Raw genomic sequence first — 24,260 nt, 5'->3', positions numbered from 1 at the left:
ATGAGCGGTTTTACAGCATTAAGTGAAGCAGAATTGAATGACCTATATGTGGCACTACAAAATGAGTATGAAACTTACAAAAGTAAAAACTTGCACTTAGACATGTCTAGAGGGAAGCCTTCACCAAAACAGCTCGATTTGTCTATGGGCATGCTCGATGTTGTGACATCAAAGGATGCAATGACAGCTGAAGATGGCACAGATGTGCGAAACTATGGCGGCTTGACAGGCCTTCCTGAAACGAAGAAATTTTTTGCAGAAGTACTCAATTTAAAGCCAGAACAAATCATCATCGGCGGTAACTCAAGCCTGAATATGATGCATGATACCATTGCACGTGCGATGACTCACGGCGTATGTGACAGCAAAACACCTTGGGGAGAGCTGCCAAAGGTAAAGTTCCTTGCACCAAGCCCAGGGTATGACCGTCACTTTGCCATTTGTGAGCTATTTAACATAGAGATGATCACGGTCGATATGAAGGCTGATGGGCCTGATATGGATCAGGTAGAAAAATTGGTCGCAGAAGATGAAGCGATTAAAGGCATTTGGTGTGTACCGAAATATAGCAATCCAGACGGCATTACGTATTCAGATGAGGTCGTTGACCGCCTAGCTTCAATGAAAACAAAAGCAGACGACTTCCGTATTTTTTGGGATGATGCATATGCAGTCCATCATCTAACAGATACACCTGATACGTTAAAAGATATTTTTCAAGCAGTAGAAGAGGCAGGATACCCAAACCGTGTGTTTATGTTTGCGTCTACGTCTAAAATTACATTCCCAGGCTCAGGTGTTGCACTGATGGCGTCTAGCCCGGACAATGTGAGCTTCACTCAAAAGCAACTGTCGATTCAAACGATCGGACCAGACAAAATCAATCAACTAAGACATCTTCGTTTCTTCCAAAATCCTGAAGGTTTGAAGGAACATATGAAAAAGCATGCAGCGATCATTAAGCCGAAATTTGACCTCGTTCTCTCCATTCTTGACGAAAAACTTGGCGGGAAAGACATCGCTGAATGGCACAAGCCAAATGGCGGATATTTCATTAGTTTAAATACACTTGATCATTGTGCAAAAGCTGTTGTGCAAAAAGCAAAAGAAGCAGGTGTCACAATGACAGGTGCAGGTGCAACATATCCATATGGGAAAGATCCGCTTGATCGTAACATTCGCATCGCACCAACATTCCCGGCACTTGAAGAACTAGAGCAAGCGATTGACATTTTTACATTATGTGTTCAGCTTGTCAGCATTGAAAAGCTGCTTTCTAAAAAAAGTCAATCGGCTCCAACGGCATAAAGAAAAGAAACTCCTTGACTCATAACAGGTCAAGGAGTTTTTCGTTTTAATTGGCAGTTTGATAATAGGAGACAGGCTGTTTGGCTGCGCACCATACATCATAGATGGCAAGCTGTACAATATGTGGTTCATCATGATGAATATAGTGCGAGCTGTTCTGCGCCTGAATCCATCCGCTTTGGGATGACAAAGACAGCATGCGTTTATGAAGCCTGAGCCAAGCTTCATGCGCTGGGTGAAACAATCGGCTCTTACCTGATGAAATGACAAGAAGCGGCATCATCCCATAATGGGTTTGCTCCTCTTTGATTGTGCTTAACATTTGCTGAAAGTCCTCATGCGTACATTCTTCTGTAAACTGCGCCATATATGAAGTGCGTTCTTCTTTTGATAAAAGCGGCAGAATCACCTGCTCTTGCTCCTCACTTGCTGGGTCTAGCAGCACCATACCAATGACATCATCTCCTCTGCGGCTTGCCCATAACCGGCTGACAAGAGAGCCAAATGAGTGAGCAACAATGAGAAATGGCGGCTGAATATTGGCTTCTTTCAGCAGCGCATCTAAATCATCAGCGAGATCATGCAAGGTTCTTCCTTCACCGCTCTCACTGCTCTTTCCATTTCCTAAACGGTCGTATAAGAAAACCCCAAGCTCTGGGTCAATATCACGTGCCACATTCGACCACGTATCACTAGAAATGCCGTAGCCTGCTTCAAAGATAATCGTGGCTTGCCTTTTGCCTTGACGATGTTTTGTATAAAAATGGTGTCCATCTATATGATACATTTTTTCAATCATTGCCGAATTCATTCTTCCATCTCCTCTAAGTGGTTCTTTAGCTAAAAGACGGCACAAAAGGCAGATATGTTTCTCTTAAAAACAAAAAAGATGCCTATTTCGAAAAATAGACACCTTTTTTCCTAAGCGCTTTTACCAAGCGCGATCATATTGACGCGGGCTTTCGATGGATGTACGGAGCTCTTGAGCAGCTGTTTTTGGAAAGTATGGATCCCGTAAAAATTCTCTGCCAATAAAGATCAAATCCGCACGCTGATTTCGTAAAATCTCCTCTGCCTGCACACCAGATGTGATGAGACCGACAGCAGCTGTTTGAATGCCGGCACCTTCTTTTATTTTCTCTGCGAATGTTACTTGGTAGCCGGGGAATGTGTTGATTTTCGCCTGTACGACAGCACCTGAGCTGACATCAATTAAGTCGACACCTTGCTCTTTGAGCCAAGTGGCAATCCCAATATAATCTGCAATATCAAGTCCTTTTGTCGTGTAATCAGAAGCCGACACACGGACAAATAAAGGTCCGTCCCATACGGCATTGACTGCATCTATGACTTCTCTTAAGAAACGATAACGGTTCTCTGGTGAACCGCCATAGTCGTCTGTTCGGTGGTTCGCCAGCGGTGAAAGAAATTCATTGATCAAATAGCCATGTGCACCATGAATTTCAATGATGTCAAAGCCCGCTTTTTTTGCCCGTACAGCTGCATCCTGAAACGCCTGAACAGTATCTTTGATTTGATCAATAGACATCTCGACAGGGATTTTAGATGTTTCATCAAATGGGATGCTTGATGGTGCAAGAATGTCTCCGTCAAGTTCAGCCTTACGTCCTGCATGGGCTAGCTGGATAGCTGTCTTCGTTCCATATGCTTTAATTTGTTCGTTTAATGAAGCGAAACCTTCAATGTGCTCATCACTCCAAATACCGAGGTCATGATCACTAATTCTTCCCTCGGGAGATATAGCACTTGCTTCCACCATGATGAGGCCAGCCTGACCTTGTGCACGGGAAATATAATGTGTGAAGTGGAAAGGCTGTAATTTCCCATCACGGTCATAGGATGAATACATACACATCGGGGACATCACGATGCGGTTTTTCAGTGTAACACCTTTTAATGACCAAGGTGAAAAGAGTTTTGTTTCCAAATACCTTCGCCTCCTCATGAAATTGTATAGCCGATTATAACAGCCATTCAAACTTTCGTCATAAAAGGTGCTCAAAGAATATAGCTTTTATACACGTTTTTGTATAATGGAGAGATAGAGACATCAAAGGGGGAGAACGGATGAAATGGCAAACAGAGAGTGAACTAAAGGAGCTCCTGACAGCTCTTATGCAGTATGAAAGCATATCAGGTACAACAGGAGAAGTCGCGTTAGCGGAATATTTATATTACTTGCTGAGGGAGCGGCCTTATTTTGAGCAGAATCCTGACCATTTGGCTTTGCATCCGATGAAAGATGGCCGGTATTATTTAACGGCACTTGTGAAGCGCAGTACGCTGCGGCGTACCGTGCTGCTTCTTAGTCACTTTGATGTAGTCGATACAGAAGATTACGGCGAATTTCAAAACATGGCATGCAAGCCTGAAGAGTTAATGGCATCCTTTTCGCAAAAAAGTGCGCTTCTTCCAAAGCGGGCAAGAAAAGACCTTGCTTCAGGAGACTGGTTGTTTGGAAGAGGGGCCATGGATATGAAAGCAGGTCTCACCGTGCAGCTTTCTATGCTAGAAAGAGCGATGACAGAAACATTTGATGGAAATGTCCTGCTCGTCACAGTTCCTGATGAAGAAGTGAATTCACAAGGAATGCTTGAGGCTGTGCCGAAGCTAAAAGAGCTTAAAGAAAAGCATGACCTTGACTATACTGCGTGTTTAAACAGTGAGCCCATGTTTGAAAAGTATCCAGGGGATGAACATCATTATATGTATACAGGCAGTATAGGAAAGGTATTAGCCGGATTTTTCTGTAAAGGGATCGAAACGCATGTAGGAGAGCCATTCTCAGGCTTAAATGCGAATTTTATGGTATCTGAATTAAACAGGCTGTTGGAGCTCAATAGTGATTATTGTGAGGAAGTAGATGGTGAAGTAACACCGCCCCCAACGAACTTGATGCAAAAGGACTTAAAAGAAGCCTATTCCGTTCAAACACCTCACACAGCTGTATCTTTATTTAATGTGCTCATGATGAAACGTTCAAGTGAAGAACTGCACGGCCTTCTCTATGATACTGCGAAACAAGCAGCAGACCAAATCGAGGCCAATCTTCAGCAGAAAACAGCTGACTTTCAGCGCTTTAAACACTTTACACCAATAGACACTCAGGTTACGGTTCTCACGTATCACGAGCTGTATCAAAAAGCCGCAGAACGCTCTGGCGAGCAGGAAGTCGAGCGCATTGTCAACTATGCATTCGCCAACCGAGGTGAGCTTGGGGATCGTGATTTTTCAACGAAAATTGTCTCGGAGCTGACGACGCTTTGTAAGGAAGATGGACCGCTGATTGTTTTATTTTATAGTCCGCCATTTTACCCTTCAGTGTCCTCAACAGAAGATCCGCATATTCAGACGACATTAAAGAAGATTCAAAAAGAGGCAAAAGAGGTGTATGGACTTGAAGTAGAGGAAGTGAAATATTTCCCGGGATTGTCTGATTTAAGTTACTTGCAGCTCGAAAAGCAGGAGGTAGGTCATTACACGACCAATATGCCGCTTTACCAAAAAGGCTATTCTTTACCACAAGGAGAAAAGGAAGCCCTTTACGTTCCAGTCATCAACATAGGTCCACTAGGAAAGGACCCGCACAAATGGACAGAACGGCTGCACGTCCCGTTCTCTTTTGGCATTTTGCCAGGACTACTAGAATCAGCGATTCATGCTTTATTAGAGAAAAAGTAAGTAGATGTGATGAAGAGCCCTATCTTAATGATAGGGCTTCTATTTTTAAATAAACGATCCTTCCACTTAGATAAATAGAGTATGATATTGAAGAAGACTTACATTTATTTGAAGGGGGATTGAGAAATTAAATGGAAACTGGGAAATTAACAAAAACAGACATCATCACATCGCTTCAGGAAAGTATGCGTGAACTAGAGAAGTTAATGGAGGCATGTGATGAGCACACATTGGATCAATCTTTGGGGGAGGGGAAGTGGTCAATCAAGCAGCTCACCGGGCATTTGTATGACACAGAAGAAGTCTGGTCAGAGCGGATAGAGCAGGCGATATCAGAGGATCATACGCCCTTTCAATCGTATGATCCTGAAATATACGTGAAAGAAAGAGCGTATGAATGGTATAACGCTGACGAGATCAAAGCATTGATCAAACGGATGAAAGAGAGAAGAAACAACACGCTTCGGCTATTAGAAAAAGATATTTGGGAACAATCAGGCCTGCATCCGGAAGAAGGAGTGATGACCGTTCAAATATTAGCTGAAACCATCGCTTTACATGAACAACATCATCTGGACCAAATCAAAGCCATCATGTCAAAGAGGTAATGAAAAAGCACCTGTCATCAAAACAGGTGCTTTTCAAATTCATTTATACGTGCTTGCTGAAAACATTTCATTTAATTCTGCTGCGCGTTTAGTGGCTGTTTTGACACAATCGACAACGGCTTCTTCAAATTGATAGGCAGCCAGTGTGTTCAGGCCGGCTTCTGTTGTTCCGCCTTCACTTGTGATTTCTTTGCGCAGTTCGGCAGGTTCTTTACCGCTGTCTTGAAGCATGTTGGCGGCGCCCGCAATCATTTGGCAAATGAGTAATTTCGCAGTTGCTTGGTCCATTCCAAGTTCCGAAGCACCTCGCTCCATTCCTTCAATCAAATGATAAATGAAGGCAGGGCCGCTGCCTGCGATGGCTGTCACAGCATTTAGCTGCGATTCATCCAATACTGTGACATGCCCGATTGTTTCAAACAGCTCGACGGCTTTTTTCTTTTGCTCCTCTGTCACTTCATGACTTACGGCAATACCTGTTGCTGACTGCTGGATCGCCGCTGATGTATTTGGCATCGCACGAACGACTGCTGTCTTTCCGCCAGCATAGTGTTGAATCGTTTCAATGGAAATACCAGCTAAAATAGAAATGATCAGCTGTCCATGTAAATGAGGCTGGACTTCAGAAATTCCGCTTTCTGCATCCTTCGGTTTTAAGGCAAAAACGAGAATATCCGCTTCTTCATAAATAAAGGACCGAGCGAAATCCGTTTTGACCCCATAACGTACCTGTAATTCTTCTAATCGTTTTTCATTCGTTTTGTTTGTGACAATGATATCTTCATTCGACATAATGCCGCTTTTTAATAAACCTTTGATCATAGACTCTGCCATTGAGCCTGCACCGATAAATCCAATTTTACTCATAAGCTGCTCCTCCTTGTAGAAAATAAAAAAACCTCTCGCCTGAAAAGGACGAAAGGTTTTTCGCGGTACCACCCTCAATTAGCATGCAAACACGCATACTCAGCTCTAGTCCCTTAACGCGGGATACGTTTAGGTTTGCCTAACAGCTCAAAGGGCAGGTTCAGCAAATAAGAGGATGGTGAAGTCTTTCAGCCGGCGGACCTCACTCTCTTGCATCATTATTTTGCTTACTAATCCTTATCATCGCACATCTATATTTGTTGTTCATTATGCAACGATGGACAAGTTTATGTCAATAGGGGCAGTTAAAAAAATTGCCCATCTAAACCGCATGACAGTCTGCCTTTTGCAAGATACAATGAAGTAAGAAGACTGAGTCCCACAATCATGAGTCAAAAAGCAGGAGATGACGTATAAAAGTGAAAGAAGACATCATTCAATTATCCATCCCGACGCCGTTTGCCGTTGGGGATGTGCATGCATATGTATTAAAAGGAGAAGCCGTAACCTTAGTAGATTGCGGGCCGATGACAGAAGAGGCAGAGCATGCCTTTGTCACGCAATTAAAGGAACATCGTTTATCGATAGACGATATTGATCAAGTGGTGCTGACCCATCATCATGCAGATCATGTCGGTCTATTAAATTTGATGAAACCTCATGTCCGTGTGATTGGACACCAGCTAAATGAGCCGTATATTAGTCAGGATCCAGTGTTTAAGCAGCGCCAAGTGGACTTTATGATTCCTTTTTTTCAGCAGTTAGGTGTCCCGCTTCGACAAAATGAGTGTGAAAAAATGGTGAAGCAATCTTATACATATTCTTGTACTTCACATGTAGATGAGATCATAAAAGAAGGTGATCGTTTGAACGGGCATGAACACTTCCTTGTGATGGAAACACCCGGACACGCACAGTCTCATCTTTCCTTTTTAGATGAAACAACGGGGAATTTTATTGGAGGCGACCTGCTTTTGACGACCATTTCTTCTAATCCGTTAATGGAAGCACCGTATGAAGGCGAGGAACGTCAAAAATCACTGCTTCAATATAAAGCATCACTCAATCGGTTATTGCGTCTGCCAATCAAGACGATTTATCCAGGACACGGTCAGCTCATCACGTCCCACCATGAATTGATTGAAGAAAGATTTAAGAAACAAGAGAAACGAGCAAATACGATGTATCAGCTGCTTAAACAAAAAGAAATGACGGCTTTTCATCTTTGCCGTAAGCTATTTCCTGTGATGTATGAAGAGGCCTTGTTTTTAACGATGTCAGAGACAGTCGGTCAGCTGGATGTGCTCTTAGCGGCTGGGCAAATTAAAGAAGTGCAAAAAGACGGGATCGTCTATTACAGGGCAAACTAAGGAGTGAAACGCATGGGGCGATTGACAGGAAAAAGAATTTGGATTACAGGCGCATCTGGGGGCATTGGTGAAAAAATGGCGTACTTGGCAGCAGAAGAAGGCGCAGAAATCATCATTTCAGCAAGACGAGTGGAAAAGCTTACTGGTGTGAAAGAAAAAATTATGAGTGCTGGCGGGGTGTGCCACATTGCTCAGCTTGATGTCAGCCAGCTTGAGGGCATTGATCGGGCGTATGAAGAAGTGGGGCCGGTCGATATTTTGGTCAACAATGCCGGCTTTGGCGTATTCGATCTCGTAGAAGATGCCACCATAGAGGAAATGGTGTCGATGTTTGAGGTGAATGTGTTTGGCTTAATCGCCTGCACGAAAAAGGTCATCCCTGAGATGAAGCAAAGAGGGCAGGGACATATTATCAATATCGCATCCCAGGCAGGAAAGATTGCAACTCCCAAATCAGCTATTTATTCCGCATCAAAGCATGCCGTTCTTGGATTTTCAAACAGCCTCAGAATGGAGCTGGCAGACTCAGGCATTCACGTGACGACGGTCAATCCAGGACCGATTGCCACAGACTTCTTTACCATCGCTGACCGCAGCGGTGAATATGTGAAGAACGTTGATTTTATGATGCTGAGTGCGGACAAGGTGGCAGGGAAGGTCGTATCAGCCATGATGACGAAAAAGAGAGAGATTAATCTGCCCGGCTGGATGAATGCTGGCAGCAAACTGTATCAGCTATTTCCATTTTTATTTGAAAAAGCAGCACGCAAAGCAATGATGAAAAAGTAACGAAAAAGAAACCGGTTTTGAACTGGTTTCTTTTTTTGAGGTAAGACTTCATTGTGACACGTTCTATATCCGTCTTGCCGCTTGCTGAAGAGGGTCCCATACACTGTTAAAAGGCGGTGCATAGCTAATATCTAAATCTTCAAGGTCTGTTATGGTCAGTCCTTGGTAAAGGGCAGTCGCCACTACATCGATCCGTTTATCAACACCGTTTTTCCCGATGATTTGGGCACCAAGCAAAATATGGTCATCGCTTCTGTAGATCAGTTTCACTTTCATTTTCTGCGCTTCTGGGTAATACCCTGCGCGATCTGTACTATCAATAGTGATGACGGAGAAAGGAATGTCCGCTTCTTTTGCTTCTTTTTCTGATAAGCCTGTTCGTCCCGCTGTCATGTCCATAAATTTCATGACGGCTGTTCCAGTCACGCCTTGAAACGCCCGGTTTGTCCCTGTCATATGAAAGCCTGCGATTCTCCCTTGTTTATTCGCAGTTGTGCCGAGCGGAATATAGTCCAGTGATTTTTTGATGCGGTGATAGGTCGCCGCGCAATCACCAGCAGCATAAATGTCTTTTATATTGGTTTGCATGTATTGATTCACTGCAATAGCGCCATTTTGAAGCCGCTTGATTCCGGTATGATGTAAAAAGGAGGTTTGAGGAGTGACGCCGATGGCCATGATGACCATATCTGTTTGAATGGTTTGTTTGTCTGTGATAACAGCAGTGACATGTGACTTGCCTTCTAATTGCTGTACCGTTTCTCCAAGCGATACGTGAATACCCTTGGCGTCAGCCTCTTCTTTCAGGTATTTTGCCATATCGGAGTCAAAGCCCGGGCCGAGTGTCGCTCCCCGCTGAATGATATGTACGTTTTTTCCCAGCGCTTTTAAATTTTCAGCCATTTCAAGGCCGATATATCCACCGCCAATGATCGTGACATGTGTGATGTCCTTTTTTAAATGGTCTAAAATGGAGAGCGCATGCGGGATGGTTTTTAATACGTGTACGCCTTCTAATGGCTGGCTGTCTAAATCCAGTGTGACAGGGCTTGCTCCTGTCGCAATTAAGAGGCGGTCATAGCTTTCTATAAAGGGTTCTTTTGTTTTCGTATGATGACCCGACACTGTTTTTTGCTCTGGGTCAATGGAGGTCACTTCGTGTAAGCATCTGGCGTCAATTCCATATTTGTCACGAAAAGTTTCAGCACTGCGTGCAATCAGCTTTCTGTGATGATCAATGAGACCGCCGATCAAGTAGGGGAGTCCGCACTGTCCATATGAGAAAATCTCTCCTTTTTCAAATGCAACAATGTGTGCATCTGGATCCTCTCTATATATTTGCATAGCACAGCTCATTCCAGCTGCATCTCCGCCAATCATCACATATTTCATTTGGTGTGCTCCCTTCTATCTATCGTACTGAATACTCTTATTTACCCTCATATTCCTCTTTTTAATGCTTTTTTTTTCGCAAAAGAAGCAAACTTTAGTTGAAAAATAAAGACAGCGCCTTCATTTTAGGCTACAATCGGATTATCGTCTTTTTAGGTTACGAGTTTAGTGAAGATTGGTGGGAAAGACTTTGAGTGACACGCGACTAGATTTTAATACGCTATACACGCGCCATACGAGAGAGGCCTGGGCAGCTCTTGGAGAGTATATGCCGGTATCTGTTTCAGAAGAAGAAGCAAGAGCGCTGCAAGGGTTAAATGACTATTTATCGCTTGAAGAAGTTCGAGATATTTACATACCGCTTATTCGTTTTCTGACATTACATGTCTTTGCAGAAAAACAAAAAAACCAGCATGTGAATGCCTTTTTAAACTACCCGCATCATGCCAAAATTCCCTTTTTAATTGGAATTGCTGGAAGTGTAGCTGTCGGGAAAAGCACAACCGCTCGTATCATTGAAACGCTTTTATCGAGGCTTGGAGATGGGCTGAAGGTGAGTCTTGTGACAACAGATGGCTTTTTATATCCTCAAAAAGAATTAAAGGATCGAGGACTGATGGAAAAGAAAGGCTTCCCGGAAAGCTATGATGTCAAAGCCCTTCTATCTTTTTTAAATGAATTAAAATCAGGTAAACAAACTGTGCATGCCCCGGTATATTCGCATTTGACCTATGACCGGCTTGAAGGGGTGTATGAAACAGTAGAGGATGCTGATATTGTCATTATTGAAGGAATCAATGTGCTCCAATCACCAGCGCTGGATGATCTGAAGGATGAACCGCGTGTGTTTGTATCAGATTTCTTTGATTTTTCGATTTATGTAGACGCCGCTGAAACGCAAATTCAATCATGGTATAAAGAACGGTTTCGTTTGCTCAGAGAAACAGCCTTCCAAGATCCTGAATCCTTTTTTCATCAATATAAAGATTTGACGGATGAAGAGGCAGATCAGATGGCAAGCACGATTTGGAATACCGTGAATCGCCCTAATTTATATCAAAATATTTTACCGACAAAATATCGAGCTGATCTCATTTTGAAAAAAGGCGATCAGCACAAGGTGGAAGAGATCGCCATCCGCCGGGTATAAAGAAAAAACCGCTCAAACGAGAGAGCGGTTTTTTTAATGATCTCCACTTACTTTCACAGCTACGGCAGCTGCCGATCGTTTTTTCAGACGATAGTACCCAATGAGCAAGAACGGGACGCCTGCGATGGTGATGATCGACAAGACCGTAAAAATGGAGAGGGGATGGGCTGCGCCAAAATAGTCAATGCACAGTCCGCCGACAAATGGTCCGACCACGCTGCCGAGCTGAGAAAATCCCATCGCGCCAAAGTACGATCCCTTCACTTCAGGCTTTGCAATATTGTCTACAAAAAGATCCATCATCGCAAACAGCAGAACTTCCCCAATTGTAAACACGACAATGATGAAAGCAAGCATGCCGAGACTCTGTGAAAAAGCAATGGCAAACAAACTGCCGGCAAGAAGAATATTCCCGGTAGTCAGCGACAAAATGGTGGAGTAGCGCTTCGCAATCATGATGAGCGGGTATTGTATGACAATGACAACAACTGCATTTAAAGATAAAAGATATCCAAACAGTTTAGGACCATCCTCAATCATAGGTGATGCTGATAAGTATTGCGGCAGTGTTGAGCTTAAATGTGAATACCCGAACGAACATAAGGTAACGCCGATGAGGATGATGCTAAAAACCGTATCTTTTTGGATAATGGAAAGGGCTTTTTTGACGCTGATTTGTTTCGTGCTTTCTGGAGCAGCAACTGGATGCTTCTGAAATTGCCAGGCCAGCGTTAATCCGTATAACAAATAAATGAAGGCAGCGACGAGAAAAGGAAACGTTGTTTTCGATGACCCGAGATATAAGCCAAGCAGCGGGCCGAAGATCACACCAATGTTAATGGCCGTATACCGTAAATTAAAAACAAACAACCGAATACTTGATGGGGTGACATCAGATAAGAGCGCCTTAGACGTTGGTTCAAACAGTGCCCGGCAAAGTCCGTTTAAAGCGTTCATGAGAAAGAAGACCCAAATGGCATCTGCAAACGCAAAGCCAACAAAGACAAATGTCCAACCGAAGATGGATAGAAGCATGACTTTTTTTCTGCCGATTCGGTCAGAAACATAGCCGCCGTAAAAACTCGCAACGATCCCAATAAGAGAGCTGACGGCAATGATTAACCCAGCTGAAGAAGCTGAGGCCCCTTTGACTTGTGTCAAATAAACGGCTAAAAAAGGAATGCTCATGGACGTCGCCATCCGGCCGAATATGGTACCGATGATGATTGTCCAACTAAGTGGATGTAAAGTTCGTAAGTTATTTTTCATGCTGTTTCTCCCCTGAGTGTTAAGATGTTCCAATCATACATGAAAAATTGTGCAAATTAAATACACAATTTGATGGAGGAGACATCCGCCATATGGCAGAGGAGCTTTTAATGGCCCCGTAAATTCGAAGTCTTGTTTTTTTCTCCCGGTGCTTCTATGTCTTTTAGATATGCTGATTCGTACGATCACTTAAAGACAATTTAATCAAGATCAATCGCGGCAATTTGCTGCAAGGACAGGTGGAGAACATCTTCATCATTGACGATTTTTATGCGCTGCGTTTCATAATGAATGGCTTTCACCCAGCCCCAAAACTGCTGTTTCATACCTGCTGCGGCATATGTCACGCAAATGGCTTGATCCTCTGTAATTGACTGTGTGATCAAAAAATTCATTTCCTCTAGCTGATCAGTGCTCAGCGGAGGAGGCGTGTATTCTTTTTTCTTCCGTTTTTGAGCAAGCAGCTGTTCACGGTGCTCTGGGAGCATCATTCGGCTTGATTCCCACATGATGTTGTATCCGGGTGTTAATTTATTGGGATTCATGGCTGTTCGCCTCCGTTATTTGTAATGTCCACCAATTTTTTCGGCGCGGTGATACGCCTGCCCTGCACTTGTTAGGGACGAAGCGTGCAAGAGTGCAGCAGGTCCATACTTCATATGAATCGCATCAAATACTTTGCTGAGTCTGTCTTTTTTAAAATGGTGATCAAATAAACTCAGCTGATATTGGCTGTCAGGCTGCAGCTGTGAGAGCGTAATACCTACACTGCGAATGGGCTGGCCGTCCCAGTGCTGCTGGCATAGCTGAATGGCTGCATCTGCAATATCTGTCCCATACTGTGTGGGTGAATGGAGCTTGATTTGTCGATGAAATCCAGTCGGATGAGAAAAATCAGCGCCTCTTACGCCAACAGATACCGTTTGCCCAACATAATGCTTAAAGCGCGCACGTCTTGCCACTTCTTCACTCAATTCAAGAATGGCGACTTTGATGTCCTCAAAAGACGCATAATCATGGGGAAGGGTCATATGATGCCCAACCGCTTTTTGCTGATCATGTGTGTGAAGAGTGACCGGGGAGGGATCATGCCCTAAAGCTGTTCGCTGCAGTAGCTCCCCGTTGATTCCCCAGCGCTTTTTTAGCCGGTCTAACGGATAAGTAGCAAGCGTCCCGATGGTACTGATGCCCATTCGTTTTAAATGGTGCTCCATCCGTTTGCCGACGCCAAATAGTTTTCCAACCGGAAGCGGCCATAAATCATCCGCAACCCGGTCTGCACGAAGTTCATAGATGCCAGATGTGTTTTTTTTAGCAAAATGGTCACAGGCCATTTTAGCGAGCACTTTATTAGGACCAATGCCAACACGTGCGTAAATGCCCGTCTGGTTCATAATGGTCGTTTGTATATTTTGAGCGATCTCGCGGGGGGAACCGAGTAGTGTCACGCTTCCCGTAATATCGAGAAACTGTTCATCAATTGAATAAGGTTCGACAAGATCTGTATATTGTTCAAGCAGTTCTGTCATCATGACAGAGACATCAAGGTAGCGCTGCATACGTGGACGTACGACGACGGCTTCAGGGCATTTCTCCTGTGCTTCCCATAATCTTGATGCATTTTGTACGCCCCGTTTTTTAGCGAGGGGGCAGGCCGCAAGTACGACCCCGCTCCGCCGCTCGGGATCTCCTGAGACGATGAGCGGCACATCCTTCAAATGGGGAGCCTCCACTTTTTCGACTGACGCATAAAACGACTGCATATCCACAAGCAGAATGACTCGTTCATTCATGATTTTCACCTCTTAGAACGTATGTTCTGTATTACATTGTAACCGCCAGAAGGTGAAATTGATACTGGTAAATCATTCAAAGAGAAGAGTGTAAATCCATACAAAAAAGACGAAGTGGAGACACTTCGTCTTATCTGTGTAAAATGGGCTATTTTAAGCATGTGCCAAGTTATTGGATGATTGGAGCGGCTCAGAACGCAAACGATAGGCCGTTAGTTTTTTGTTAGGCTTATGGGTAAACTGCCGCACCACATCCACGTGGTCATCGTAATGATACAGATAAAGGGTCACATCATGCTTGCCAAGCTTTGTTTGCATAGTAAGCGGCGCCGGCCCTTCCTGAGGATGAAGAAAACGCTCTTCGTCACCAGGATAAATATAATAGCGTTCAATAAAGATCGCATCATTAAAATGTTGAATAATTTCAGATGTTTGCTGATCATCGAGTGGACGTCCTTGAAACGTCATCGTTGTTTGATCACTTGTTACTTTTGCATGCACCGCATAACGACTAAAAAGGCGTTCAATAACACCAGAAGGCAGCGAAGTGACAAGCAGCTTTAAAAGACTAAACACAACAAGTGAAGTAACAATCCAAACCAATATCATCATCTCCAATAAACTTTTGTTCCATTTCCTATATGAACCATCTTAACATAACAAAAGAATAAAACTTTCGCAAAAAAAGTGAACTTTTTGAAATAAGTGTGAAGATTTAAAAGGAGATGACAGCGAAAGAACGAAGAACCAACAAAGCTGAAAGGAAAAAAGGCTCATACATCATCTTTACAAACAATTGATCCGACAGGTAGACTATTGAAACAGTTGATTTTTTGTGAAAAAAAGCTCGGTACAGCTAAAAATGAAAAGGGGCGAGGCCATCATGATACGTCAAGTGAAGCCGTCAGATTTTTATGCGGTCACATCCGTCATTCAAAGCTGGTGGGGAGGCAGAGATTTGCGCGCAAAATTGCCAAAGCTATTTTTCGAACATTTTCAGCAAACAAGTTTTGTCGTTGTTGAAAAAGGTGAACTGATCGGCTTTTTAGTCGGTTTTTTATCGCAATCGCATTCAGATGAAGCGTATATTCACTTTGTTGGGGTACATCCAGACCACCGGAAATTAAAGATTGGCAAAATTCTCTATCAAGCGTTTTATGAAGCGGCTGAAAAGGAAGGAAGAACAACGATTAAGGCCATTACAGCTCCTGTGAATAAAGTCTCGATTGCTTACCATACAAAGCTCGGTTTTCAGATAGAAAAGGGAGATAAAACAGTGGATGGCATTTCAGTTTTTTCAGATTACGACGGCATTCATGAAGACCGGGTGCTATTTGTGAAAAGGCTGGAGGCGAACGCATGATCATCAGACTGGATCAAAAAAATAAAGAACAAGCAAAAGAGCTGTTACATATCCAATTGGCCGCATATCAGCGGGAGGCAGAACAAATTGGCTATCAAGATTTACCGCCCTTAAAAGAAACGGTTAAAGACATAATGGAAACAGATGAGATTTTCATAGGATTTGAAAAAGAGGGGCATTTGTTAGGAATCGCTTCATATGAACTGCATGACGATCGGATCATCCTCAGCCGGTTAGCTGTGCACCCTCATCATGTCAAACAAGGAATCGGGACAGCGCTCATGCAATCCATTATCCAGCATCAAAAAACAATCGAGCTCACAACAGCGGAAGCAAATATACCAGCAATCCAGCTATATGAAAAATTAGGGTTTAAACAGATGGCTCGTTTGCAAGTGGAAAACAATCTGATGTTAACAAAAATGGAACGGTTGATGCTTCGAAAGGTGGAAGTGATTGAATACCAATCGAGCTGGCCAGAACAATTTCAAGATGAGCATGACAAGCTGAAAAAGATAGTTGGAGACAACTGGATATATGGCCACCATATTGGCAGTACGTCAGTCATAGGAATGGCCGCTAAGCCAATTATTGATATCTTGCTAGAGGTGAAACATATCAGCAGCTTAGATGAGAGTAATCACCTGTTTCGCCAGCTTGGATATGAACCGCTCGGAGAAAACGGACTCAAGGGAAGACGTTTTTTTAGAAAAGGCGGCTTGAACCGAACACATCACGTTCACGCCTATGAAGCTGGACATGATGATGTAAAAAGGCATTTGGTGTTCCGAGATTATTTAAAAGCTGCACCTGACCGTGCCAAAGCCTATGCAGATAAAAAGCTTCAATTGGCAAAGGCCTATCCTGAAGATATGGCAAGTTATATGAAAGGAAAAGATGGGCTCATTAAAGAAATTGAACAAGAAGCGTACAATTGGTTAGAGCAGTTTAAGACAAATAATCAGACATAAGAGCTGACAAGGCGTGAACATGTTTAATTGATGACTGATATGTTACAATGTAACAATCAACGAAAAAAGGATGTTCGGCATGTATATTCATATAACAGAACCAGCAGCAGCGTTCCTTACAAAACAACAAGCGGGGCATGAAACAAAAGAACTGCTTCTTCGCTATGATTCAGATGGGTGCGGCTGTGCGGTAAGCGGTGTCCCAATGATTTGGCTCACAGGTGAAAGAACAGGTGAATGGGAAGAGCTCAAGCATAATCAGCTCTTTAAGCTGTACATACACACAGCACAAAAGGTCTTTTTTGACGAGGAAATGACGATTGATTTTAATGAAAAAGCCAACACACTCATGTTGAAAAGTCCTCAACAAATACTCAGCCCGAGAATGGGTATACTTGTAAAGTAAGGTGGAAATGTAGTGGATCAAAAGCTAAAAGTGATACAAAATACGGCACAAAATAAAACATGGGTGTCGTTTTTAAATAACAATCATCCCTATAGTCTTTTGCATTGGTCAATAGGTGGAATGGATTCGGTGAAAAAGGACGTTTGGCTTCTTCAAGATGAAGTCACATTTGAAACGGAAGAATTTCCAACGCTCGAATTAGCTGTCAATTGGATCAAAGAGAATATGGAACAAGTAACAGATGTATTATAAAAGCCCTTTTTCGAAAGGGTTTTTTTCGTGCGTTCATCATCTCATCAAACCGCACGGCTGTCTAATCTGAAAAATGATCTTTTGAAGCGAAAAAAGCCGTTTTTCAACAAACAATTCGACAAAATGAGCAAGCTGGAAATGAAAAAATAGTAGCTGTAAATGCCGAAAAATAGGCATTTGCAGCGTTTATTGCGGGATACCGAAAACTTTGCGAAAAATGACTTTTCATATTTCTTCCATTCGAGGAAATGTGATAGAATACAACATGTATCGTATATGAGAAGGGAGGTGCTAAAGTGAATTGAAGCTCAAGCTGTCATCGCCTCAGGTTGGAATCAAAATAAACGAATGGTATAGGCAGATTTGCGGATTTCATGTGATGAAAGCAGAGAAGCTGAAGGCGGAGATCGAGCAGGAAATCCTCGAGATGGAGCAGGATCAAAACTTGTTATTGTTTTACCAGCTGATGGATTTTCGCCACAAGGTGATGCTTGAATATTTTGAACCGGCAAAGAAAGCCTCGAATGATGAAGAGATTAAGAATTTGCTAGAAACGATTGAACATTCACAAACGAAATTAACGGATATGCTTGAATATTATGTTCATTTTTTCACAGGAATGTTTGAATTTGAACAGAGAAACTATTTAAGTGCCATTGCTTATTACCGCTCAGCAGAAAAAAAGCTCAATCTCATATCAGATGATATAGAAAGAGCAGAATTTTACTTTAAATTAGCAGAAATTTACTACCACATGAAACAAACCCACTTTTCGATGCACTATGCCTTGCAAGCGTTAGATACGTATTCTGCCTACAGAACGTACACGCTGAGAATCATCCACTGTGAATTTGTCATTGGTGCAAACTATGATGATTTGAAATGCTATGAACATGCATTGCCCTACTTTAAAAATGCTCTAAAGCGAGCACGCTCAATTGGAAACCCTCGAGTCATAGGTTCGGCCCTTTTCAACTTAGGTAACTGTTATTATCAAATGAACGATCTTGCGGAAGCAAGCCGTTATCTGAAAGACTCTATTGAAGTGTTTGAAAAGGAGAATTTAACCCATCTTAATCGCTCTCTAGACCCACTATTTATGCTGACACAAATCCTGTTTAAACAAAAACAAATAGAAGAGTCATTAACCCTCTATCAACAAGGTATTATAAAGGCCTGTGAATTAGAAGATGAAATTTACATCTGCAAATTTCAATTCTTAAAAGCATTGTACGTTGATGCAGACATAACAATCATAGACGATACATTAGACCTGCTCGAGGACAAGCGCTTATACCCAGATATTGAGGAATTGGCACTTGATGCGGCTCATTATTACAATGAGCTTGGACTGTTTGAAGTATCTACCCGGTTTTACGAAAGGAAAATTCAAGCCATATCAAAAATTCAAAATGGGGGTCATTTATATGAAAACGAGTTTGATAGTTCTTTTATTGGCAGCAACTGCAGGATTATCGGTCATGAGTCAGCAGCAATCGGAAGAGAGCCATATGGAGCTTGCGGGCAGACACCATACAACAGTGGTGACTATCGCATAAGTTAGCTCAAAAAGAGGGGACGAACTGCTGTTCATTCTCCTCTTTTATCTTTCATTCAATTCAACCCTTTGAAGAAATGCTTGAATTTCGTCCTCATAAGCTTCCTTATTTTCGCTAAAAGACATAGCATGCGCACCGTGTGGCGCAATAAATAACTGTTTGTCACCCTTTTTTCGTGCATATAACTGCTGACTTTGCTCACATGGGATATAGTCGTCATGGCGGCTATGGATAAAAAGTACAGGTTCTTTCACCTGATCGATCACATCAAAAGGGGAAACTTGCCGGATGCGGTATCCGTCCCGCCATTTTAAGACTTGATCACTTAGTGGAAGAATCCACTCTCCTGAAAGGCGAAAATCTGTTTTTAATCGATACAGAAGCTGGTCCTCAAAAGAAGCAAAAGGGCAGTCTGCTATGTAGAAATTGGCGTTTGCTTCCGGCTTTGCGGCATATAACAAGGTCGTGACTGCACCCATTGATTCTCCGTGTATCCCAATGATGGCACTTTCTCCGAGTCTCTGTCTGAGCCACTGCACGATCTGCGCTAAATCTTCTTTTTCATAATATCCATAACTCGTGGTTTTCCCGCCGCTCATCCCATGTCTTCTATGATCATAAAGCATCACATTCCATCCGAGCCTTTGGAATAATTTCATATACTTAACGGAATTAATCAAATTGACGGTAACACCGTGACAAAGGACGATTGTGCGTGTTGTTTGAGGAGACGGCACAAAATAACCATGGAGATCATAACCAAATGCTGAAGGAATACACACTTTCTCTTTTTTAAGCTGTTGAAATTCCTCGTGATGATAATGGCCTCCATCTGATTCTCGTTTGATGAGCTCTTCATCCGTTAATTTTCGAATATACATCATTTTATTGGTGAAAAAAATACCGATTGCAGCGAGTGGACATAATATGAAGGCAAATATAGCGATCCATTTCTTCATCTAACCGATTCTTCCTTTCCGAGGTTTTTTCTATGACGATCATACCACATGTTGGGAGAATGGCGTGCCTCTTGCTCAGAAAATAAAACGGATGATACACTAAGTCAAAAGGAGAGAGGCACAATGAAAAAGACCAATCAAGATCAAGCGAAATTAAAGGACGGCATAAACGATGATGTCAAACAGCAGCTTCTTCAAATGAAGCAGAATCTTGCCGTCGAAACAGAAAAAAGAGAAGAACAAAAACGACAAGACCTCCTTCGGCAGCAGAAAGAAAAAGAAAAAAACAAAAGCTTCTCCGAGCTGCTAGATGAAAGTCATTTGGACTGGAGAAAATATAAAAGCTAAAAAAGGGAGCAATGAAGCTCTCTTTTTTCATGTCATCATCTTGAGATAGATCCACAGCAGAAACATAAGTGTTTAAAGAAAAACGTTTCTGCCCTCTTCTCTTTTTAAGAGAGAAAAAACCACTTTATCAGATGAACTGATCGAATAAGCTACAATCAGCTCCAGAAAAAAGGTGCATAAACGGAACTATGCAAGAGAGACTTCTCCACAGTCTGTTGAGCATGAAAAAGAGTTCATCATCATACATACGCTAAAATAAAAAATTGTAGAAAAACATAAGTTTTTCTACAATCTCAGAGATTACAGATGTGATCTTTCTTCTTATTTGTACCGGTGCGCCTCGTACACAGATGGTTTTGTATAGTAAGTCAATGCTTTTACTTCTTGATCACTTAAAGAACGTGCATTTGCGGCTGCTATATTTTCTTTTAACTGATCCACCGAGCTAGCGCCAAATACAACGGAACTGACCGCAGAATGTTTCAGTATATACTGAATGGACAGTTCAGTGAGTGATAGGTCATAAGCGACTTTCTTTAAAGAAGGAATGATCTGCTGAAGCTCTTCAAATGAATATTGAAGATAGCCGTTTTTTTGAATCGCTGCACTTGCTTGAGAAAGTGGTTTTTCAGTTAATAATCCTTTCGCTAAAGGACCTCTTGCGACGACACTAATGCTTTGTTCTTCAAGAAGAGAGAACCATTCTTCTGGGCGGCGGTCGAGTAAACTATATTGCATCATCACGCTTACGATATTCGACTTTTTGGCATATTCTTTTATGACATTTGGACGGATAGATGAAATGCCATAATAGCGAATAACGCCTTCCTCTACTAATTCTTCAAAAGCCTCAATCGTTTCATCAATGGGGTCATCAATCGTGCCTCCGTGCAATTGATATAAATCAATATAATCTGTTTGAAGCCGTTTGAGGCTTTGTTTTACTGCTTCCTTTATGTACGCCTTTGAAGGATCCCAGTCCCAGCCTGGTTTGCCTTTTTCAAAGCGGTTGCCGCCTTTTGTCGCCAAAATCAAATCCTGCCGTCTGTTTTTAATGGCTTCCCCGACAATTTCCTCATTTGTCCCAAAATCATATAAATCGGCTGTATCCAAATAGTTAATTCCGAGATCAATGGCCTCATCTAATAAAGAGAGCGCTTTTTCTTTTTCAGTCCCAAGAGACATGCATCCTAGTGCAGCTTCGCTCACCAAGAGATCTGAGGTGCCAATTCGTCTTTTTTTCAATTCCATCACACTCCTATCCTTTCACATTAAGTGAAAAAAATCAGGAATTCAAGCTAGGTGATTTCAAATGGCGCATTGAAGCAAGCGTTTTGCTTTTCGCTTCTCTTAAATCATCTATGTTAAAATAAATGAAGTAAAAAGTGAAAGTAGAACGAGGAGCTGACAAAATTGAAGGACTTTGAAGAAAAAACATTATCGTCTAAAGAATTATACAACGGAAAAATCATTGATTTGGTTCTTGAAGATGTAGAATTGCCTAATGGAAAACAAGGCAAACGCGAAATCATTAAACATCCTGGTGCAGTAGCCGTCATTGCACGTACAGACGAAAATAAAATCATCTTGGTCAAACAATACCGAAAAGCACTAGAGAGAGCCATCGTTGAAATTCCGGCTGGAAAACTAGAAAAAGGGGAAGAGCCGGCACATACAGCATTAAGAGAATTGGAAGAAGAAACAGGATATACAACGCAGCAGCTTCAAAAGCTGACGGCCTTTTATACATCACCTGGTTTTGCAGATGAAATTGTCCACATCTATCTAGCGGATCAGCTAGTTCCGCTTGAAGAAAAAAGAGAGCTGGATGAAGATGAATTTGTCGAAGTGATGGAAGTTTCATTAGAAGAAGCTTTGCACCTTATTGAAGAGCAGCATATTTATGATGCAAAAACGGCCTATGCCATTCAGTACTTACAACTGCAAGAGGTACTTGAGTCAACAAAATGAAGGAGTTTTTTGCAGACATCCATATTCATATTGGCAGAACAAGAACAGGCAGAGCTGTCAAAATTACAGGTGCAAGGTCACTGACAATTGACCAAATTCTCATTGAAGCAGCAGAAAGTAAAGGGATGGGGATGATTGGTGTGATTGATGCACAATCTCCAGAAGTCCTAGAAGAATTAATAGAGGGTGTAGAGGAAGGAAGGTACACTGAACTAAATGACGGCGGTTTATCATTTGGGCAGACAGTGCTGCTTTTAGGCAGTGAATTAGAAATCAATGATGACCATTCAAAGGGTCCGATTCATGTGCTTGCATTTATGCCCACACTACACAAAATGTCTGAGTTCTCCGCATGGCTTTCGCTTCATATGAAAAATGTGCATTTGAGTTCACAGCGCCTCTATGTTGATGGGAAAACACTTCAGCGCAAGGTGAAAGAGCTAGGAGGATTGTTTATTCCTGCTCATATATTCACGCCCCATAAAAGTCTATACGGCAAAGGCGTCAACACATCTTTAACGGAAGTATTTGATCCTGATCTTATTGATGCTGTTGAGCTTGGTCTTAGCTGCGATACGTCAATGGCGTCCCAGCTGAGTGAGCTGAACCGTTATCCCTTTTTAACAAATTCAGATGCTCATTCTTTAGGGAAAATCGCGCGAGAATATACAAAAATCCAAATGGATCATGCCTCTTTTGAAGAATTCAAGCTAGCCCTAGAAGAAAAAGATGGCAGAGCCGTCACAGGAAATTATGGACTTGCTCCGCGGCTTGGGAAGTACTATCATACGACCTGCGAGAAATGCGGGGTAAGACCTCACGCACCAGATCAAGAAGAGTGCCGCGTATGCGGACATACCCGGATGACAAAAGGTGTGAGTGAGCGTTTAAAGGAGCTTGCTGACCAAGAAAGTGAAACAGGAACGAGACCTCCTTATGTTCATCAGCTCCCGCTTCAGTTTATTCCGGGTGTTGGACCCAAAACGCTGGAGAAGCTAAAAGCCGTGTTTCACACAGAGATGAATATTCTACATCAAGCAACAGAACAAGAACTAAAAGCCGTTCTGCCAGAAAAGACAGCGGACTACATCATCAAAGCAAGGAAGGGTGAAGTCGGACTGATCGCTGGTGGAGGCGGAGTGTATGGTAAGGTGGATATCAATCATGAGTCACATTAAATGGACATGTCAAACGTTTGAACAATTGTCAAAAGAGGATCTTTACTTGATTCTCATGGAAAGAGTCAACGTGTTTGTTGTAGAACAAACATGCCCTTACCCTGAAATTGATCACCGGGACCAAGAAGCGCTTCATCTCATCGCAAAAGAGAACGGCACCATTGCAGCTTATTGCCGAATTTTCCAAAACGGGATCATGTACAAGGAGGCGTCCATCGGCCGCGTTCTTGTGACGCAGGCCGGCCGGAAAAAAGGCTATGGAAAGATGCTGCTCATCAAGGCTTTGGAAAAACTTAGTGAACTAGGTGAAACAAGTGTTAAAATACAGGCGCAAGCCTACTTGAAGTCATTTTACGAATCATTTGGTTTCAAGGCCGTCACAGATGTTTATGGCGAAGATGGGATTCCGCATCTTGATATGGTGAAAACAGAAAGATAGACGTGTATACGTCTATCTCAGCGTGTAGACAAACCCTCGCATTCAGTGTCAGGTCTGCGCTCCAGTGCTCACGAATGTTTCAATTCGCTCCGCTCCGGTGCTCGTCCTTCCTAGACTGCAAAGGTTTTCTAACACGCTGAAAAGAAGACAAAAGGCTAAAATAAAAATCATTTTAGCCTTTGTCAACAATCCGAGATAGACGTTTTTACGTCTATCTTTTTTATGTAACATCGTGTATCATAACGTCAAAGAAAGGAGTTTTGCCAAATGGGAAAAAGCAAAGCAAAGAAAAAACGAGAGCATATCCAAAGGCAGCAGAGCCGAAATCCAGAACTGTCGAGAGGAGACATGCCGCATTTTAGCACACACGAAAGGAAGACAAAAACAAAACAAGAAACTTTGCAGCACATGATGAAGAAACATAAAGGACGAAATGCTTATGATCACTATCAAGAGGATCATAAGCATTTTTATTTTGCTTTTTTATGACAACTAGATCAAATAAATGGAAAAATTTTTAAAAATAGGACAAACGGTCGTTTCTTTTTGTCTAAAAATGTAGTTAA

Annotated in this window: 26 protein-coding genes and 1 other annotated feature; of the genes, 16 read left to right on the top strand and 10 right to left on the bottom strand. The window is 42.4% G+C overall.

Annotation, left to right across the window (positions count from 1 at the left end; translation table 11 throughout):
- Positions 1-1,308 carry an aspartate aminotransferase type Ic gene (locus ACLGGR_RS11420; RefSeq protein ID WP_410973099.1) on the top strand — a complete coding sequence of 436 codons (1,308 nt, stop codon included), beginning with the start codon at positions 1-3 and terminating at the stop codon, positions 1,306-1,308.
- A 46-nt stretch (positions 1,309-1,354) separates the two neighbouring features.
- On the opposite strand, the gene ACLGGR_RS11415 is transcribed toward ACLGGR_RS11420, so the two are convergent.
- Positions 1,355-2,119, bottom strand: coding sequence for an alpha/beta fold hydrolase (locus ACLGGR_RS11415; RefSeq protein ID WP_410973098.1), 765 nt, complete (start codon positions 2,117-2,119; stop codon positions 1,355-1,357).
- 120 nt (positions 2,120-2,239) lie between these two features.
- On the bottom strand, positions 2,240-3,256 hold the full coding sequence (gene namA / locus ACLGGR_RS11410) for an NADPH dehydrogenase NamA (protein ID WP_410973097.1): 1,017 nt from the start codon (positions 3,254-3,256) through the stop codon (positions 2,240-2,242).
- Positions 3,257-3,396: 140 nt separating this feature from the next.
- On the opposite strand from namA, the gene ACLGGR_RS11405 reads away from it, so the two are divergent.
- Entirely contained in the window at positions 3,397-5,010 is a 1,614-nt protein-coding gene (locus tag ACLGGR_RS11405; protein WP_251216572.1) for a M20/M25/M40 family metallo-hydrolase, read from the top strand.
- Positions 5,011-5,141: 131 nt separating this feature from the next.
- Entirely contained in the window at positions 5,142-5,618 is a 477-nt protein-coding gene (locus ACLGGR_RS11400) for a DinB family protein (RefSeq protein WP_410973096.1), read from the top strand.
- Positions 5,619-5,657: 39 nt separating this feature from the next.
- Here the strand turns inward: ACLGGR_RS11400 and proC are convergent, their stop codons facing one another.
- The gene (gene proC, locus ACLGGR_RS11395) at positions 5,658-6,485 is read right to left on the bottom strand and encodes a pyrroline-5-carboxylate reductase (protein WP_252056241.1); all 828 of its coding nucleotides are present in this window, start codon (positions 6,483-6,485) and stop codon (positions 5,658-5,660) included.
- A 41-nt stretch (positions 6,486-6,526) separates the two neighbouring features.
- Positions 6,527-6,738, bottom strand: a binding site (T-box leader).
- A gap of 166 nt (positions 6,739-6,904) precedes the next feature.
- Here proC and ACLGGR_RS11390 point away from each other — a divergent pair.
- Complete coding sequence (locus ACLGGR_RS11390; RefSeq protein WP_410973095.1) at positions 6,905-7,855, top strand: MBL fold metallo-hydrolase; 951 nt, start codon at positions 6,905-6,907, stop codon at positions 7,853-7,855.
- A 12-nt stretch (positions 7,856-7,867) separates the two neighbouring features.
- The gene (locus tag ACLGGR_RS11385; protein WP_410973094.1) at positions 7,868-8,644 is read left to right on the top strand and encodes an SDR family NAD(P)-dependent oxidoreductase; all 777 of its coding nucleotides are present in this window, start codon (positions 7,868-7,870) and stop codon (positions 8,642-8,644) included.
- Between the two features lie 63 nt (positions 8,645-8,707).
- On the opposite strand, the gene ACLGGR_RS11380 is transcribed toward ACLGGR_RS11385, so the two are convergent.
- The gene (locus ACLGGR_RS11380) at positions 8,708-10,036 is read right to left on the bottom strand and encodes a CoA-disulfide reductase (RefSeq protein ID WP_410973093.1); all 1,329 of its coding nucleotides are present in this window, start codon (positions 10,034-10,036) and stop codon (positions 8,708-8,710) included.
- Positions 10,037-10,226: 190 nt separating this feature from the next.
- Here ACLGGR_RS11380 and coaA point away from each other — a divergent pair, with 190 nt between their 5' ends.
- A complete protein-coding gene (gene coaA / locus ACLGGR_RS11375; RefSeq protein WP_024428044.1) occupies positions 10,227-11,186 on the top strand; it encodes a type I pantothenate kinase in 960 nt (319 codons plus the stop codon).
- A 33-nt stretch (positions 11,187-11,219) separates the two neighbouring features.
- Here the strand turns inward: coaA and ACLGGR_RS11370 are convergent, their stop codons facing one another.
- The 4 genes from ACLGGR_RS11370 to ACLGGR_RS11355 form a co-directional block, all read right to left on the bottom strand.
- Positions 11,220-12,455, bottom strand: a complete 1,236-nt coding sequence (locus tag ACLGGR_RS11370; protein ID WP_048239277.1) for an MDR family MFS transporter — start codon at positions 12,453-12,455, stop codon at positions 11,220-11,222.
- 200 nt (positions 12,456-12,655) lie between these two features.
- Positions 12,656-13,000: a YolD-like family protein gene (locus ACLGGR_RS11365; RefSeq protein WP_047202242.1), complete on the bottom strand. Its 345-nt coding sequence runs from the start codon at positions 12,998-13,000 to the stop codon at positions 12,656-12,658.
- 15 nt (positions 13,001-13,015) lie between these two features.
- The gene (locus tag ACLGGR_RS11360; protein ID WP_410973092.1) at positions 13,016-14,248 is read right to left on the bottom strand and encodes a DNA polymerase IV; all 1,233 of its coding nucleotides are present in this window, start codon (positions 14,246-14,248) and stop codon (positions 13,016-13,018) included.
- 153 nt (positions 14,249-14,401) lie between these two features.
- Entirely contained in the window at positions 14,402-14,851 is a 450-nt protein-coding gene (locus ACLGGR_RS11355) for a YfmQ family protein (RefSeq protein WP_410973091.1), read from the bottom strand.
- A 280-nt stretch (positions 14,852-15,131) separates the two neighbouring features.
- Here ACLGGR_RS11355 and ACLGGR_RS11350 point away from each other — a divergent pair, with 280 nt between their 5' ends.
- The 5 genes from ACLGGR_RS11350 (at position 15,132) to ACLGGR_RS11330 (ending at position 18,804) form a co-directional block, all read left to right on the top strand.
- The gene (locus ACLGGR_RS11350; protein WP_075623443.1) at positions 15,132-15,611 is read left to right on the top strand and encodes a GNAT family N-acetyltransferase; all 480 of its coding nucleotides are present in this window, start codon (positions 15,132-15,134) and stop codon (positions 15,609-15,611) included.
- Positions 15,608-16,582, top strand: coding sequence for a GNAT family N-acetyltransferase (locus ACLGGR_RS11345; RefSeq protein WP_251216581.1), 975 nt, complete (start codon positions 15,608-15,610; stop codon positions 16,580-16,582). The genes ACLGGR_RS11350 and ACLGGR_RS11345 overlap by 4 nt, the downstream gene beginning before the upstream one ends.
- 79 nt (positions 16,583-16,661) lie before the next feature.
- Positions 16,662-16,988 (top strand): iron-sulfur cluster biosynthesis family protein, encoded by a 327-nt coding sequence (locus ACLGGR_RS11340; RefSeq protein ID WP_024428050.1) that lies wholly within the window; start codon positions 16,662-16,664, stop codon positions 16,986-16,988.
- A 12-nt stretch (positions 16,989-17,000) separates the two neighbouring features.
- On the top strand, positions 17,001-17,240 hold the full coding sequence (locus ACLGGR_RS11335; RefSeq protein ID WP_095408938.1) for a YqkC family protein: 240 nt from the start codon (positions 17,001-17,003) through the stop codon (positions 17,238-17,240).
- A gap of 301 nt (positions 17,241-17,541) precedes the next feature.
- Entirely contained in the window at positions 17,542-18,804 is a 1,263-nt protein-coding gene (locus tag ACLGGR_RS11330; protein WP_142945931.1) for a response regulator aspartate phosphatase, read from the top strand.
- A 39-nt stretch (positions 18,805-18,843) separates the two neighbouring features.
- Here the strand turns inward: ACLGGR_RS11330 and ACLGGR_RS11325 are convergent, their stop codons facing one another.
- Positions 18,844-19,758, bottom strand: a complete 915-nt coding sequence (locus ACLGGR_RS11325) for an alpha/beta hydrolase (protein WP_410973090.1) — start codon at positions 19,756-19,758, stop codon at positions 18,844-18,846.
- Positions 19,759-19,881: 123 nt separating this feature from the next.
- On the opposite strand from ACLGGR_RS11325, the gene ACLGGR_RS11320 reads away from it, so the two are divergent.
- Complete coding sequence (locus ACLGGR_RS11320; protein ID WP_060697244.1) at positions 19,882-20,106, top strand: YqkE family protein; 225 nt, start codon at positions 19,882-19,884, stop codon at positions 20,104-20,106.
- Between the two features lie 321 nt (positions 20,107-20,427).
- On the opposite strand, the gene ACLGGR_RS11315 is transcribed toward ACLGGR_RS11320, so the two are convergent.
- Positions 20,428-21,351, bottom strand: a complete 924-nt coding sequence (locus tag ACLGGR_RS11315; RefSeq protein WP_251216731.1) for an aldo/keto reductase — start codon at positions 21,349-21,351, stop codon at positions 20,428-20,430.
- Positions 21,352-21,519: 168 nt separating this feature from the next.
- Here ACLGGR_RS11315 and ACLGGR_RS11310 point away from each other — a divergent pair, with 168 nt between their 5' ends.
- The 4 genes from ACLGGR_RS11310 (at position 21,520) to ACLGGR_RS11295 (ending at position 24,183) form a co-directional block, all read left to right on the top strand.
- Positions 21,520-22,077, top strand: a complete 558-nt coding sequence (locus ACLGGR_RS11310; protein WP_024422878.1) for an NUDIX hydrolase — start codon at positions 21,520-21,522, stop codon at positions 22,075-22,077.
- Positions 22,074-23,255, top strand: coding sequence for a TIGR00375 family protein (locus ACLGGR_RS11305; protein ID WP_251216583.1), 1,182 nt, complete (start codon positions 22,074-22,076; stop codon positions 23,253-23,255). The genes ACLGGR_RS11310 and ACLGGR_RS11305 overlap by 4 nt, the downstream gene beginning before the upstream one ends.
- On the top strand, positions 23,242-23,694 hold the full coding sequence (locus ACLGGR_RS11300) for a GNAT family N-acetyltransferase (protein ID WP_410973089.1): 453 nt from the start codon (positions 23,242-23,244) through the stop codon (positions 23,692-23,694). Before ACLGGR_RS11305 ends, ACLGGR_RS11300 begins: the two co-directional genes overlap by 14 nt.
- Positions 23,695-23,961: 267 nt before the next feature.
- A complete protein-coding gene (locus ACLGGR_RS11295) occupies positions 23,962-24,183 on the top strand; it encodes a hypothetical protein (protein WP_142945926.1) in 222 nt (73 codons plus the stop codon).
- Positions 24,184-24,260: the final 77 nt, after the last annotated feature.

The organism is Bacillus sp. BD48 (genome assembly GCF_046566805.1).
GTDB classification, from domain to species: domain Bacteria; phylum Bacillota; class Bacilli; order Bacillales; family Bacillaceae; genus Bacillus; species Bacillus safensis.
This window is presented reverse-complemented; position numbering and strand designations above follow the sequence as displayed.